This is a genomic window from Streptomyces sp. 5-10 (genome assembly GCF_014712245.1).
Classification (GTDB): domain Bacteria; phylum Actinomycetota; class Actinomycetes; order Streptomycetales; family Streptomycetaceae; genus Streptomyces; species Streptomyces violaceusniger.
In genome coordinates this window covers 125,613-140,273 of record NZ_JACVYG010000023.1, presented here as the reverse complement: position 1 = coordinate 140,273, position 14,661 = coordinate 125,613, and the positions used below count along the sequence as shown (strand labels likewise).

At 73.6% G+C, this 14,661-nt stretch carries 12 protein-coding genes; 6 read left to right on the top strand and 6 right to left on the bottom strand.

All coding sequences use genetic code 11. The annotated features are described in order from the left end of the window. From IEJ02_RS24725 to IEJ02_RS24715, 3 genes are all read left to right on the top strand, one after another. Window positions 1-1,058, top strand: a 1,058-nt coding sequence (locus IEJ02_RS24725; RefSeq protein ID WP_223864341.1) for a dihydrolipoamide acetyltransferase family protein, incomplete at its 5' end; no start/stop codon positions are given. 96 nt (window positions 1,059-1,154) lie between these two features. Continuing rightward, window positions 1,155-1,814, top strand: a complete 660-nt coding sequence (locus IEJ02_RS24720; RefSeq protein WP_137978747.1) for a GntR family transcriptional regulator — start codon at window positions 1,155-1,157, stop codon at window positions 1,812-1,814. Beyond that, on the top strand, window positions 1,811-3,106 hold the full coding sequence (locus IEJ02_RS24715) for an MFS transporter (RefSeq protein WP_191066863.1): 1,296 nt from the start codon (window positions 1,811-1,813) through the stop codon (window positions 3,104-3,106). The genes IEJ02_RS24720 and IEJ02_RS24715 overlap by 4 nt, the downstream gene beginning before the upstream one ends. Before the next feature lie 27 nt (window positions 3,107-3,133). Here the strand turns inward: IEJ02_RS24715 and IEJ02_RS24710 are convergent, their stop codons facing one another. Further along, window positions 3,134-3,958 carry a maleylpyruvate isomerase family mycothiol-dependent enzyme gene (locus IEJ02_RS24710; RefSeq protein WP_191066862.1) on the bottom strand — a complete coding sequence of 275 codons (825 nt, stop codon included), beginning with the start codon at window positions 3,956-3,958 and terminating at the stop codon, window positions 3,134-3,136. Window positions 3,959-4,202: 244 nt separating this feature from the next. On the opposite strand from IEJ02_RS24710, the gene IEJ02_RS24705 reads away from it, so the two are divergent. Further along, window positions 4,203-6,017 (top strand): NHL domain-containing thioredoxin family protein, encoded by a 1,815-nt coding sequence (locus IEJ02_RS24705; RefSeq protein WP_191066861.1) that lies wholly within the window; start codon window positions 4,203-4,205, stop codon window positions 6,015-6,017. Window positions 6,018-6,061: 44 nt separating this feature from the next. On the opposite strand, the gene IEJ02_RS24700 is transcribed toward IEJ02_RS24705, so the two are convergent. The 5 genes from IEJ02_RS24700 to IEJ02_RS24680 all read right to left on the bottom strand — a co-directional run bounded on the left by IEJ02_RS24700 (window position 6,062) and on the right by IEJ02_RS24680 (window position 13,230). Further along, a complete protein-coding gene (locus tag IEJ02_RS24700) occupies window positions 6,062-6,835 on the bottom strand; it encodes a helix-turn-helix domain-containing protein (RefSeq protein WP_317985905.1) in 774 nt (257 codons plus the stop codon). Window positions 6,836-7,026: 191 nt separating this feature from the next. Next, the gene (locus IEJ02_RS24695) at window positions 7,027-8,025 is read right to left on the bottom strand and encodes an NlpC/P60 family protein (RefSeq protein ID WP_191066859.1); all 999 of its coding nucleotides are present in this window, start codon (window positions 8,023-8,025) and stop codon (window positions 7,027-7,029) included. Between the two features lie 397 nt (window positions 8,026-8,422). Then, window positions 8,423-9,118 (bottom strand): DUF4232 domain-containing protein, encoded by a 696-nt coding sequence (locus tag IEJ02_RS24690; protein ID WP_191066858.1) that lies wholly within the window; start codon window positions 9,116-9,118, stop codon window positions 8,423-8,425. 838 nt (window positions 9,119-9,956) lie between these two features. Beyond that, a complete protein-coding gene (locus IEJ02_RS24685) occupies window positions 9,957-11,939 on the bottom strand; it encodes an AfsR/SARP family transcriptional regulator (protein WP_191066857.1) in 1,983 nt (660 codons plus the stop codon). A gap of 1 nt (window position 11,940) precedes the next feature. Further along, a complete protein-coding gene (locus IEJ02_RS24680; RefSeq protein WP_191066856.1) occupies window positions 11,941-13,230 on the bottom strand; it encodes a M18 family aminopeptidase in 1,290 nt (429 codons plus the stop codon). A 182-nt stretch (window positions 13,231-13,412) separates the two neighbouring features. Between IEJ02_RS24680 and IEJ02_RS24675 the strand changes: the two genes are divergently transcribed. Together IEJ02_RS24675 and IEJ02_RS24670 are read left to right on the top strand one after the other, a co-directional pair. Continuing rightward, entirely contained in the window at window positions 13,413-14,168 is a 756-nt protein-coding gene (locus tag IEJ02_RS24675; RefSeq protein WP_223864340.1) for a TNT domain-containing protein, read from the top strand. Window positions 14,169-14,185: 17 nt separating this feature from the next. Beyond that, complete coding sequence (locus IEJ02_RS24670) at window positions 14,186-14,572, top strand: hypothetical protein (protein ID WP_191066855.1); 387 nt, start codon at window positions 14,186-14,188, stop codon at window positions 14,570-14,572. Window positions 14,573-14,661: the final 89 nt, after the last annotated feature.

Here is a 14,661-nt window from a genome sequence, read left to right as displayed (position 1 = left end):
GGTCCGCGCCCGCCCCCTCCGCCGCGGCGCCCGCGCCCCAGGCGCCCGCTCCCGCTCCCGCGCCGGCGCGCCCCGAGGCCGCTCCCGCGCCCGCGCCCCAGGCACCCTCGCCCTCCCCCTCGCCTTCCCCCTCGCCCTCGCCCGAGCTGAACGGCAGCGGTCGGACCGCGCGGCCGCTGGCCAAGCCGCCGGTCCGCAAGCTGGCCAAGGACCTGGGCATCGACCTGGAGACGGTCACCCCGAGCGGGGCGGACGGGATCATCACCCGCGAGGACGTCCACGCGGCCGCCGAGGCCGTCCAGGCGGCCCGGGAGACGCCCGTGGCGGCCCCGTCCGCGGCCGTCACGGCCGTCCAGGGCCGGGAGCGCCGGGTGCCCGTGAAGGGCGTGCGGAAGGCCACCGCGCAGGCGATGGTCCACAGCGCCTTCACCGCCCCGCACGTGACCGAGTTCGTGACGGTCGACGTGACCCGCACGATGAAGCTCGTGGCCGACCTCAAGCAGGACCCGGAGCTGGCCGGGCTGCGGGTCAACCCGCTGCTGCTGGTCGCCAAGGCCCTGCTGGTGGCCATCCGGCGCAACCCGGACATCAACGCCACCTGGGACGAGGACAACCAGGAGATCGTCTACAAGGACTACGTCAATCTGGGCATCGCGGCGGCGACACCGCGCGGGCTGATCGTCCCCAACATCAAGGACGCCCACGCCAAGACCCTGCCCGAACTGGCGTCCGCCCTGGGCGAGCTGGTCACCACCGCCCGTGAGGGCAAGACCACCCCGGCCGCGATGTCCGGCGGCACGATCACCATCACCAACGTCGGCGTCTTCGGCATCGACGCGGGCACCCCGATCATCAACCCCGGGGAGTCCGCGATCCTCGCCTTCGGCGCGGTCAAGCTCCAGCCGTGGGTCCACAAGGGCGAGGTCAAGCCGCGCCAGGTCACCACGCTGGCGCTCTCCTTCGACCACCGGCTGGTCGACGGCGAGCTGGGCTCCAAGGTGCTCGCGGACGTTGCGGCCGTCCTGGAGCGCCCCAAGCGGCTCATTACATGGGCCTGATCACGTGGGCTTGACGCAGCCGTAGACACCCTCCCCCGTCCGCATCGCGGACGGGGGATGAGTGCGCATGCATCTTGTATCTATGATGTGCGCATCATGAGTCCCGCCGATACGGCCACCAAGCCGCCCCCTGCCGCCGAACGCGTCTACCACCACGTCAAACAAGCCGTCCTCGACCGCCGCTACGAGGGCGGCACACTGCTGAGCGAGGGCGAACTCGCGGACGCCGTCGGGGTCTCCCGCACCCCCGTCCGGGAGGCGCTGCTGCGCCTGGAGGCCGAGGGGTTGCTCAAGCTCTATCCGAAGAAGGGCGCCCTGGTGCTGCCCGTCTCCTCCCAGGAGATCGCGGACGTGGTCGAGACCCGGCTGCTGGTGGAGCAGCACGCGGTCGCCAAGGTCGTCCCGGCCGGTGGGCAGCTGCTGGCCCGGCTCGAGGAGCTGCTGGAGGAGCAGAGGGTGCACGCCGCGGCCGGGGACCTGGCCGCCTTCGCCGCCGCCGACCGCTGCTTCCACGCGGCGATCGTCCGGGCGGCGGGGAACGCCATCCTGGCGCAGCTGTACGACCAGTTGAGGGACCGCCAGCTGCGGATGGGCGTGGCCACCATGCACGCCGAGCCCGACCGCATCGCCAAGAACATCACCGAGCACACGGAGATCCTCCAGGCCCTGCGCGCCGGGGACGCCGGTTTCGCGTCCGGTCTTGTGCAGCGCCACATCAGCTGGGTGAACAACCTCGCCCGGGGTGAGGTGCGATGACCTCGGCCCAGTTGCCCGGAGATCCACCCGGCGGACGTCGTGCCGTCGCCGTATGGGGCCTGGGCGTCGCCGTCTACTTCGTCGCCATCACCTTTCGCACCAGCCTTGGCGTCGCCGGTATCGACGCCGCCGAGCGCTTCCACATCAACGCCTCGGCGCTGTCGACCTTCTCCATCCTCCAGGTGCTGGTCTACGCCGGGATGCAGATACCGGTCGGGCTCATGGTCGACCGTCTCGGCACCCGTAAGGTGCTCATGCTCGGCGTGGTGCTCTTCACCCTGGGGCAGTTCGGCTTCGCGCTCTCCCACTCGTACGCGATGGCGCTGGCCTCCCGGGCGCTGCTCGGCTGCGGTGACGCGATGACCTTCATCAGCGTGCTGCGGCTCGGCTCCCGCTGGTTCCCGGCCCGCCGGGGGCCGATGATCGCCCAGGTCGCCGCGCTCTTCGGCATGGCGGGCAACCTGGTCTCCACGCTGGTGATCGCCCGGGCGCTGCACGGTGCCGGATGGACCACGACCTTCGCGGGCAGCGCGCTGGGCGGGGTGGCCGTCTTCGTCCTGGTGCTGTTCTTCCTCAAGGACCACCCGAAGGGCTTCGAGCCCGCGCCCGCCTCCCATATGGGCGCCGACTACGTCCGCCGGCAGATCGCGGACGCCTGGCGCGAGCCCGGCACCCGGCTGGGCATGTGGGTGCACTTCACCACCCAGTTCCCGGCGATGGTCTTCCTGCTGCTGTGGGGGATGCCGTTCCTGGTCGAGGCCGAGGGGCTGTCCCGGGCGACCGCGGGCCAGCTGCTGACCCTGGTGGTGCTGTCCAACATGGCGGTCGGCCTGGTCTACGGGCAGGTCATCGCCCGGCACCACGCCGCCCGCGCCCCGCTGGCCCTCGGCACGGTCGCCGCCACCGCGCTGCTGTGGGGCACCGTGCTGCTCTGGCCGTCCGCCCACGCGCCCATGTGGCTGCTGATCGTCCTCTGCGTCGTGCTCGGCGCCTGCGGGCCCGCGTCGATGATCGGCTTCGACTTCGCCCGGCCCGCCAATCCGCCCGAGCGGATCGGCACCGCCTCGGGCATCGTCAACATGGGCGGCTTCACGGCCTCGATGACCACTCTGCTGGCCGTCGGCGTTCTGCTGGACCTGAGCGGCGAGAACTTCCGGATCGCGTTCGCCTCGGTGTTCGTGCTCCAGGCGCTCGGCATCACCCAGATCCTGCGGCTGCGCGGACGGGCGCACCGCCGCGAGCGCGAGCGCGTGGTCGCGAGCCGCGTCGAGGCGGTGCACGTACCGGCGTGACGCCGTGGCCCTCCGGTCCCCGGAGCGCTACGGCGTGACCACGAAGTGCTGGAGGATCGCGTCCGCCAACTGCTGGTCGCCCTCGATCTTCAGCCGCCCCGGAACCGCCTCGGGCCGCACCCGCCCACAGGCCAGCCGGACGTAGGTCTCCCAGTCCACGGTGAGGGTGACCGTCGGCCCCAGCGAGACGCTGCCGTCGATGGTGCCTCGGCCGTCCGCGTCCACCCGGACCGTCCGCATGAACTCCATCGGGCCGTGCACATCGAAGACGACGGCCGACTGGGGCGCCGCGCCCGCGTCCTTGGCGACCACCTTCGGCAGCGCCGACAGCAGCAGGTCACGGGTGATCGAGGCGCCCGGCGAGTCGAGGTTGCCCGGCTTGTTCAGGGCCCGGCGCAGATCCTGTTCGTGCACCCAGACGTCGAAGGCCCGCCGCGTCAGGGCCTCCCCCAGCGTCACCTCGGTGCCCCCGGGCCAGCGCACCATGGCGTCCGGCTCGCGCTTCTCGTTCCGCAGCTGGCGGCCCCGCCGGATGACGGTGTACTCCAACTCGGAGGTCATCTCGGGCGCGGTGTGGCAGCGCCGGACGTCGACCTGGACCTCCATGTACCGCGACAGCTCGTTGGTGACGTGGTAGAGGTCGCGCGGCAGGGTGTGGATGGGGCGGGGATCGCCGAGCATCTCGCATTCGAGTCCGATCACATGCGAGACGACGTCCCGAACCGACCATCCCGGGCACTCGGTGGCGCGGTTCCACTCGCTCTCCGCTAGCGGGTTGACCAACTCCGATATCGCGTCGATGGAGTGGGTCCAGGCGTCGATGGAGGTCTGAAGGCTGGGATGGACGGTCACGGGACCCCTCGGGCGGTTGGTGCGCGGGCTGGGTGCTGGTGTGTGCGTTCAAGTTACGCTGCCCACGAGCGCACGGGCAGTGCTTTCCGGTCTGATCGTAGGCCCGGATCGGCGGCTCGCGGCCTGCCCGCGATGGTAGTCTGCGCCCGCCCCGGCCTTATCTCCGGACAGACCGGTACGCACCGGTCGAAATCCGCCAGGGGGCGGGGGAATGGCACGACCGGGACTGCTGTTTCATGGGGACATGGCTTCACGTGCACGCGTCCGCGCCCCCGAGCTGATCGGCCGGGGCGGCTGGCTCAACACCGGCGGTACCGACCTCACCCTCACCGACCTGCGAGGACGCATCGTCATCCTCGACTTCTGGACGTTCTGCTGTGTGAACTGCCTGCATGTCCTGGACGAGCTGCGCGAGCTGGAGGAGAAGCACCGCGACACCGTGGTGATCGTCGGGGTGCACTCGCCCAAGTTCGTCCACGAGGCCGAGCACCAGGCGGTCGTGGACGCGGTCGAGCGCTACGAGGTGCACCACCCGGTCCTCGACGACCCCGAGCTGGCCACCTGGAAGCAGTACGCCGTACGGGCCTGGCCGACGCTGGTCGTGATCGACCCCGAGGGGTACGTGGTCGCCCAGCACGCGGGCGAGGGGCATGCGCATGCGCTCGAGACGCTGGTGGCCGAGCTGGAGGCCGAGCACGGCGCCAAGGGCACGCTGCGGCGCGGCGACGGTCCGTACGTGCCGCCGGAGCCGGTTGCCACCGAGCTGCGCTTCCCCGGTAAGGCGCTGCCGCTGCCCGGCGGCACCTTCCTCGTCTCGGACACCACTCGCCATCAGCTGGTGGAACTCGCGGCGGACGGCGAGAGCGTGGTGCGACGGATCGGCGCGGGCGAACGCGGCCTTACCGATGGCACGAGCGAGCGGGCGCGCTTCAGCGAGCCCCAGGGGCTCGCCCTGCTCCCCGACGGCACCGTGGCCGTCGCCGACACCGTGAACCACGCGCTGCGCCGCTACGACCCGGCCACCGGTGAGGTCACCACGCTCGCCGGGACCGGCCGCCAGTGGTGGCAGGGGTCGCCCACCGAGGGGCCCGCCCGCGAGGTCGACCTGTCCTCCCCCTGGGACGTGGCCTGGTTCGCCGGCCGGCTGTGGATCGCCATGGCGGGCGTCCACCAGCTGTGGACCTACGACCCGGAGGCCGGGACCGTACGGGCCGCGGCCGGGACCACCAACGAGGGCCTGGTCGACGGCCCCGCCGAGGAGGCGTGGTTCGCCCAGCCCTCCGGGCTCGCCGCCACCGGGGACCGGCTGTGGGTCGCGGACTCCGAGACCTCCGCGGTGCGCTACGTCGAGCGCGACGGTAAGGGCTTCACGGTCCGTACGGCCGTCGGCACCGGGCTCTTCGACTTCGGCCACCGGGACGGCGCCGCCGATCAGGCGCTGCTCCAGCATCCGCTGGGCGTCACCGCGCTGCCCGACGGCTCGGTGGCGATCTCGGACACCTACAACCACGCGCTGCGCCGCTACGACCCGGCCACCGGCGAGGTCTCCACGCTCGCCACGGATCTGCGCGAGCCCTCCGGCGCGGTCCTGGCCGACGGGGACATCGTCGTGGTGGAGTCCGCCCGGCACCGGCTGACCCGGCTGCGGCTGCCGGAGGAGGCCGTACGGGTCGAGGCGGTGGCCCACCGCACCCAGCGCGCCGCGACCGACATCGCCCCGGGGACGCTCCGGCTGGACGTGGTCTTCCAGGCGCCCGAGGGGCAGAAGCTGGACACCCGCTACGGCCCCTCCACCCGGCTGCTGGTCAGCTCCACGCCGCCGGAGCTGCTGGCCGGGGGCGACGGCGCGGGGACGGATCTGAGCCGTGAGCTCGTCCTTACGGAGGGCGTGACCGAGGGCGTGCTGCACGTCTCGGCGATGGCCGCCTCTTGTGACGATGACCCTGCGAACGAGTACCCGGCCTGCCATGTGCACCAGCAGGACTGGGGCGTCCCGGTGCGGATCGCCGAGGGCGGCGCGACCCGGCTGCCGCTGGTGCTGGCCGGGATGGACGACTGAGACCCGACGCGCCGCGACTGCCCGGCCGATGTCCTGACCGGCGGTCAGTCGGGGCAGTTGGGCAGCGTGGAGTACTGCACCTGGTCCTGGCGGATCCGGATGCCCGGCACCCACATCCGCTTGCCGTCCTTGGCGACGCGGAACCACATGCTGCTGTGCCCGCCCGCCTCGTCGGTCACCGTGACGCCGTTGGCGATGCGGCAGTCGGCGCGCAGCGCATCGCCGTGCCAGGCCCGGCCCACGATGTTGGACGGGCGGTAGGCCTGGTACGGATCCTCGGCCAGGCCCAGGGAGCACTCGCGGACGCGCTTGTGCTGGCAGGTCTTCTCGGCGTTGTAGACGGTGATCCGGGCGTTGCCCAGGGGTGAGGAGCCCGCCGCGCCGCCCGGGGAGGAGTCGTCGTCGGACGACCGTAAGGCGATCACGCCGGCCGTGGCCCCGCCGATGACGGCGACCGTGCCCACCGCCGCGAGCGCCAGCCGCAGTCGGCGCCGGGACGGCCGGTCCTCCGAGGACCCCTCCCGGGCCTCCTCCTGGGCCCCCTCCGGGGCCGGTGAGGCGGCGCCGGACGCCATCGGCCCGTCGGCGGCCGCGATGGCGGCCTCGGCCTCGGTGGCCCGGTGCAGCAGGGTCACCAGCTCGGGCAGCCGGTCCTCGGCGGTGAAGGAGAGCTTGCCCCACTGGACCAGGAGCCGCTCGTCGGGCAGGCTCTGGCCGCGCAGATAGCGGGAGAGGGACGACCGGCTCGCGGGCAGCCGCCCCTCCAGTTCCTTCAGACTGAGACCCAGTTCGCCGTGCATCCGGCGCAGTGCGGTCACGAATTCCCGTACCGGGCCGGAGAGTTCCTCGGGGAGCGGGGCGAGTGGCTTTCGTCGTGGGTTCTCTGGGCGATTCGGATGCGCTGGCACGTACACCATTGCAGCACGGGGATCATGAACATGCCGAACGACACGTCCACACCCCCGAGGTGGACGTGCCGCTCGTCACCGGAACCGGATCGCCGAACGCGTCAGTCCGTGAACTTCAGCGGCCGGTAGGGCTTGTACTCGCTGCCCGGCTCCAGTCCATAGCGACGGGTCGCGTGATCCGTCCCGAAGTCGCCGCGCTGCTCGTAGGAGGTGTACGAGGTGTGGGCGGCGTCGTTCCACTTCTCGAACATCACGACGTGGCGGGTGTTGTTGTTCCCCGAGGCGTCGATCAGCAGGTCCCCGGGCCGGAGGTCGTTGAGGGCGATCGGCTTGGTGACGCTGGAGCCGGTGAGGCCCACGGTGTTGGTGCCGGGCGCCTGGAGGCCCAGCGCCATGGAGACGTAGCCCGAGCAGTCCTGGCGGTAGCCGTCCTTCCAGACCTTGGCCTGGCTGTAGGGCACCCGGCCGCCGTCGTTGGCGGTCAGCCAGGTGGCGGCCCGCTGGAGCGCCTCGGCGCGGCTGCCGCCGGGCTGCGGCGGCCGCGGCGGCTCACCGCCGCCGTTCTGCACCGGGACGCCGGGGAGCGAGTCCTGCGGGATGTCCACCGCGACGACGGTCACGAAGCCGTTGACCGGTCCGGTGATGTGGGCCATGTAGGTCGAGCAGGCCCCGTCCTCGCAGACCTTCTTGCCGGTGTCGACCTGGTAGTCGGCGGTGATGCGGTCCTGGCCCGGGGCGTTCTTGTTGAGCATGCCCACGGACGGGGAGCTGGTGTCGGCGGTCTGGTGGACCACCCAGCGGGTGCCCCAGGTGGGGAAGTCGGCGGTGGCCGCGGCCTTGGTGCCGAACTCGCCCGTGGTCGTCTTCAGCTTGAGCGCGGCGCCCCCGCCCTTGTCCGCGCTCTTGGCCGAGGTGTCGCGGCTCGTCGCGCCCTTCTCGGCGACCTTCCCGGCCTTCTCCGCCTTGTTGGTGTCATGGCCCGCGGTGCCGTCCCCGCTCGAGCAGCCCACGAGCCCGGTGGCGCCGATGCCCGCCGCGGCGATCGCGGGGAGCACCTTGCGCAGGAGGGTCCGCCGGTCGCGGCCGATGGAGTGCGTCATGCCTGGATTCCCCCTAGGTGAGCGTGGCGGCGGGATGTCGGCCCCGCTCGGTCCGGGCCGCGGCGGCCGTCCGCCGCGGCGACGGGAACCACTCTGGGCCGCGCGGCGGGGTGTTCCGGGGGCCGAGCCGTGCTTTGGGACGTCCCATCCCGGCCCACCCCTGACGACCTGCCAAAACGCCCACGGAGACGGCCAGGTGCGGGACGGGGAAGGCCGCGCCGTGGGACATGACGAGACGGCCCCCGCCGGAGCGGGGGCCGTCCGGGGCAGGTAGCCGGGGGGAGGCGGCTACCTGTCCGGCTGGGTGGCTCGGAGTCGAGCGGTCACCGGAGCGGAAGGTTGGGGGGCGGTCATCCGATGGGGGCGGTCACGGGATGGGGGCACCGGATGGGGGCGGTCACCAGAGCAGGGCGTCGGAGGCGTCGCTCTGCCAGTAGCCGACCTCCGCCCCGCGGCCGACCTCCACCGAGTCGCCGGGGAGGTCGACGGAGCGGCGGGCGTCCTCGCCGGGGAGGGAGACGGTCAGCCCGGTGGCCTCGACGCCGTCGGCCGGGTCGTCCGCCGCGGAGGTGGTCAGTCCCGCGTAGCCGCTCTCCCCGGGGGCCAGCGTGACGACCGTCTGGGGCCGGGTGCCCACGGCCTCCGGCACGGCCGTTCTCGCCTCGTCGAACCGCACCGCGGGGAAGCCGGTGAGACGGCAGGGCGCGCCGGACTGGTTGGTGATCTCCAGCAGGAGGTGGCCGGCCGGGCGGGGGACGGAGGTGACGCCCACCGACATCGTGTCGAGACGGCAGACCCCGGCCTCCCCCTCGACGCCGCTGTCGGCCCGCAGACCGCCCTGGGCCCCGGCGTCGGCCCCGCCGCCCGCCACGGCGTCCCGCGCGGCCCGCTGGGCGCCGTCCTGGAGGCCGTCCTCGTGGGCGGCGGGGACGGCCGGGGCGATGCTCTCCGCCGCGCCGGCCGTCCGCACGCCCGACGCGTCGGCGGTGCCGCACGCCGCGAGGGTGATGCCCGCGGCGACGACCGTCAGTCCGGCCGCGACCGAGCGCAGGGTGCCGGTGCGGTGGGCGAGGCGAGCGGTGGTGAGCGGCATGGCGGGTCTCCCCTCAGCGGGCGTTCGGGCGTTTTCCGGTACGGCTCAAGCCTGTCCGGACCCGCTGCCGTTCGGCTGGTGAACCGCTGCCGCCCGCTAACGCCTCGCTAACGCCCCGCTGTTCGCCCTCGTCAGGACCGGTGCCGCCGTCGGCCACCGCCTCCGCCGGACGGGCCGGGAGGCGCGGACCGGGGCAACCGTCGCCGTTGACGTCATCCGGTGGTCGGCTGCCCTCGCCGTGGGGGCGGGCCCGGTCGCGGTGGGGTGGCGGTGGAGCCCTCGGGGCCCCGGGCGCCGCCGCCGTCGGGCCGCCCNCGGGGCCCCGGGCGCCGCCGCCGTCGGGCCGCCCCCGCCACCGCCTGGGAGGCGCCCCTGCTCGCGGCCGGGCGCCCCTGCGACGCCGGACCTCAGCCCCTCCGAAGACGCCGGACCCTGGGCCCCGGTGAGGGCAGCCCCCAGGCCCTTGGTGACGGCGGCCCTCAGGCCCCTGGTGACGGTCCGCCAGCGGCTCCGCCGGGCGTCTCGCCCGGAGTGTCGCCGCGGTCGCTGCCGTCGCCCTCGTCAGGGCCTGTGCCGCCGTCGGCTACCGCGGCGACGGCGAGGTGGGGACGGCCCAGCCGTCTGTCAGGCTCCGCCCTGTCAGGACCTGTCGTCCGCCAGGACCTGCGCCAGGGCCTGTCGTCCGCCAGGGCCTCACGTCACAGGGGAGCCCTTCGCCCCCGGCGCCTGGCACGGCCGCCCGCCGCGCTTCGCGCGTCGCCCACCAGGGCGTCGCCCACCGCCTGGGAGGCGCCCCTGCTCGCGGCCGGGCGCCCCCTCCACGACGGGACGACGGCCCCTACGCCCCCTGCGACGGCCCGCCAGGGGCGCCGGCGCCTCCGCCGGATGCCTCGCCCGGGGAGCCGCGGTCGCTGCCGTCGCCCTGGGCGAAGAGCTTCACCAGGTCGCTCATCACGTAGCGGTTGGTGGCCTCCTCGTCCAGCAGGTGCATCTCCGCCAGCCGCTCCAGGGAGTCCTGGATCAGCTCGGGGTCCGCGCCCGACAGCGCGGCCGCCTCGGCGGTGTTGACCTCCCGCGCGAAACCGGCGCCCAGGGCCCGCAGCAGCTGTGCGTCGTCCGCCGAGAGCCGGGCCACCGAGTTGCGCAGCGCGGCGGCCACTCCGGTGTCCTCCGCCGACAGCAGCGCGAGCCGGCGGCGCTCGTCGCGCAGCGCGGTGGCCAGCCGGGCCAGCCGCCAGCGGGGCCGGGCCATCAGCTGGGCGGAGGCGGCGCGCAGCGCCAGCGGCAGCCCGTCGCACAGGGCCACCAGCTCCCGCGCGGCCTCCGGGTCCTCGGCGACCCGCGCGGGCCCCAGCAGCGCGCCCAGCAGGCCCACCCCGTCCTCGGGGCCGAGGGCGTGCAGCCGCACCGGGCGGGCGGCGTCGGTGGCGATCAGCCCGTCCAGCCTGCTGCGGCTGGTGACCAGCGTGGCGCAGTGGGGTCCGCCGGGCAGCAGCGGGCGCACCTGGGCGGAGCTGCCCGCGTTGTCCAGCACCACCAGCAGCCTGCGGCGGGCGGCCAGCGAGCGGTACAGCGCGGCCGCGGCCTCGGGCGAGGTGGGGATCTGCTCGGCCGGGGTGCCGAGGGCCAGCAGGAACTCCCGCAGCACCTCGGCGGGCAGCACCGCCTCGCCGCCGCTGAAGCCCCGCAGGTCCGCGAAGAGCCGTCCGTCGGGGAAGGCGGCGGCGTGGACATGGCCCCAGTGGACCGCCAGACCGGTCTTGCCGACCCCGGCCGGCCCGGTGAGCAGCGCGATACCGCCTGCCTGGGGGTAGCCGCCGGGACCGCCTGCGGCGCCGCCCTGGGCCGGTTCGGCGGTGCCCAGGGTCAGCCGGGTCAGCTCGGCCAGCTCCGCGCCCCGGCCGTGGAAGCCCGCCGGGGGCCGGGGGAGCAGCTCGGGCACGGGCGCGGGGGCCGCGGCGGCCGCGGACAGCGGATGCTGCGGGGTGGCCGCCGCCTGTGCGCCCTGCTGCCCCGCGGCGCCCGGCTGCCCGGCGGCCTCGGCGCCGCCCCGCGGCCCGTCCGCCGCGGGGGCCGCCCGCAGGATCTCCTGGTACGCGGCGCTCAGCCGCTGGCCCGGATCGACCCCCAGGTCGTCGTCGAGCAGCTGCCGGGTGCGGTGGAACCAGGCGATCGCGTCGGACTGCCGCCCGGAGCGGTACAGCGCCAGCATCAGGGCGGCGATCAACCCCTCGCGCAGCGGGTTGGCGACGGCGGCGGGGTGCAGGGCGCGCACCGCCTGCTCATGCTCGCCCAGGCCCTCGTGGGCCCGCGCCAGGGCCTCCACGGCGCTCAGCCGCCGCTCCTCCAGGGCGTGCGCGGCCGCCGCGAACGGCGGGCTGGCCACGGTCCCGGTGAGCGCCGGGCCGCGCCACAGGCCGAGCGCCTGCCGGAGCAGCTGGACGGCCTCGCCGGGGGCGGACTCCGGGCTGGCCTGGGCGGTCAGCTGGTCGAAGCGCTGGGTGTCGATCAGGGATTCGGGGATGCGCAGCAGATAGGCGGAGCTGTGGGTGGTCAGCTCGACGCCGTGGTCCTCGGCGCCGCCCTCGGCCAGGGCCGCGCGGAGCCGCGAGACATGGCCCTGGATGACGGTCCGTGCGTGGGCGGGCGGCTCGTCCTCCCACAGGCTGGATATCAACTGCTCCACGGACACCGTCGCGTTGGGCCGCAGCAGCAGCATCGCCAGCACGCTGCGCCGTTTGGCGGGCCCCAGCGGAAGCTCGACGGGCGCTGCTTGCGGCCCCGCGGTGACGGTCACCGGGCCCAGCAGGGAGAAGTCCAACTCAAGCCCCCAGAAAGGCGTGCAGTGCCTTGGCCAGCAGCCGCGGGTCCTGCGCTCCGCACAGCTCCCGGGCCGAGTGCATGGACAGGATCGCGATGCCGATGTCGACGGTGGCGATGCCGTGCCGGGCGGCGGTGATCGGGCCGATCGTGGTGCCGCACGGCATGGAGTTGTGGGAGACGAAGCTCTGCCAGGGGACGCCGGCGCGCTCGCAGGCGGCGGCGAAGACGGCTCTCCCGGCGCCGTCGGTGGCGTATCTCTGGTTGACGTTCACCTTCAGGATCGGGCCGCCGTTGGGCCGCGGGTGGTGGCCCGGCTCATGGCGCTCGGCGTAGTTGGGGTGGACGGCGTGGCCGGTGTCGGAGGACAGACAGACGGTGCCCGCGAAGGCGCGCGCCCGCTCCTCGTACGCCCCGCCGCGGGCGAAGACCGAGCGCTCCAGCACCGTGCCGAGCAGCGGGCCGTCGGCGCCGGTGTCGGACTGGCTGCCGTTCTCCTCGTGGTCGAAGGCGGCCAGCACGGGGATGTACGGCGGCTCCTGCTGGGCGGCGGCGATGAGCGCGGCCGTACCGGCGTGCACGGAGACAAGGTTGTCCATCCGGGGCCCGGCGACCAGCTCGCGGTCCCGGCCGAGGTAGGCGGGCGGCTCGACGCTGTGGGTCATCAGGTCCCAGCCGGCGATCTCCTCGGCCGCGACCCCGGTCTCCTCGGCGACGAAGCGCATCAGGTCGCCCTCCTCGACGCCGCCGAGTCCCCAGACGGGCGTCATATGGCGCTGCTTGTCGAGCTTCAGGCCCTCGGTGTTGACCGATCTGTCGAGGTGCACGGCGAGCTGGGGCACCCGCATCAACGGCCGGTCGACGGTGACGAGATGGTGGGAGCCGTCCCTGAGGGTGATCCGGCCGGAGAGCCCGAGGTCGCGGTCGAGCCAGGTGTTGAGCAGCGCCCCGCCGTAGATCTCGACGGCGATCTGCCGCCAGCCGTGCGCACCGGTGTCGGGAATGGGCTTCACGCGCAAATTGGGAGAGTCGGTGTGAGCGCCCACAATCCGGTACGGAGTGGCGGGGCCCGCCCCCTCGGGGACGTACCAGGCGATGATCGCGCCACCGCGCAGCACGAACCGCCCACCGGCCGCCCCGTCCCAGGGGGCGGTCTCCTCGATCCGGCGGAACCCGGCCTTCTCCAGCCGCTCCGCGGCGCTCGCCACGGCGTGGTACGGCGAGGGGCTGGCGCGGAGGAAGGACATCAGGTCATCGGTGTGGCCGCGGTCGATGCCGGGTTGTGCGCTCATGTGCTCAGCATAGATTCGCCGGGGGGCGGCTCGCCCTGGTGCGGGACCGGCATCCATCCGTGGGGCCACGTTGATCCAATCTGATGAAAGGACGTCAGCTAAGGCGAGAAGTCGGGCGAATCGGTCGATATTCCCCGTGACTGAGCAACGTCGCGCTGAGTCGCAACTCGAGGGGATACCGGATGCGCGTTCTTCGACACCTGCTTGTCGTCCTGGGGTCGCTGCTGCTGCTGTGCGCCGGCGGACCGGCCATGGCCAAGCCCGTCACGGACTTCACCGCGGGGCCGGCCCCCGTGGCCTCCCCGGAGCCCGCGGCGGCGCCCTCACCCGGCCCGCGGCCGGTGGACGGCGGGGACGGCGAGGGCAAGGGTCACCCTCCCTGTCCCACCACGGACCGCATCGGGGGGACCAACACCGCACCGAATCCTCCGCTCGACCGCTACTACAAGGGCGACTGGCGGCTCGGACCCGCTCAGCTCCCCCGCTACGGCGCGATCGGGCAGATGCTCGAAGGCTATGAACGACTCGACAACTTCTCCACCGCCTCCTCGTTCCTCAACTGTTATTGGAACGAGCAGACGAACGGCTGGTGGTACCCGTACCCCGACGGCTGGGTCCTGCTCAACGGGTCGCCCCTGCACACCACGGTCCGGCTGAAGGCCGGTCAGAAGGTCGATTTGTTCGGAAGCGGTTTCGGCCACTTCCTCGCCCCGGCGGGCACGCCCTACGCGGAGCGCGCGCTGCCGCCCAGCAACCTCAACACCCTCGACCCGGCGTATCCGTACGGCTATCACCTCTATGAGGTCACCGAACCCTTCCTGGTCGAGGGCGGTCCCATCCGGCCCTGGTTCGGCCAACCCGGTTTCGGACTGCAGTATCTGACCGGTCCTTCGATCCCCCAACTCGTCGCGGCCGGTAATCTCCGCCCGCTCAACTGAGGGCGGATCCTGGACCGGTGGACAGAACGGAACTCGTCCGGACCCTCCGCGACGAGCAGGTGCCGGACGCGCTGTACGACATCCCGGGCGTGCAGGACATCCCGGTGCAGCCGGACGCGTACTACTACCTGCGGCCCGCTCCGGACGGCGGCTGGGAGACCGGCCTCAGGGAGCGGTCCCTGGACCGGGACACCAGCCGGTTCGCCACGGAGGACGAGGCGTGCCGGGACCTGCTGGAGAAGCTGAGGGCCCGCCCGCGCCCGCCGGAGGGCGGCGGCGAGTCGATCGACGAGCTCCTCGCACAGGGCGAGGAGCTCAGGCGGTGGGCCCGCGAGGAGGTCGAACGGGCGCTGCGGGAGCGGCGGTCCGAGGACGAGAGCGGTGACGAGGACGACGAGCGGTGACGAGGACGAGCGATGACGACGTGAGCGCGCACAGCCCAGGGGGCCGGCCGCCCCGCTGGAGGATGGGACGGCCGGCCCCCTGGACGCTG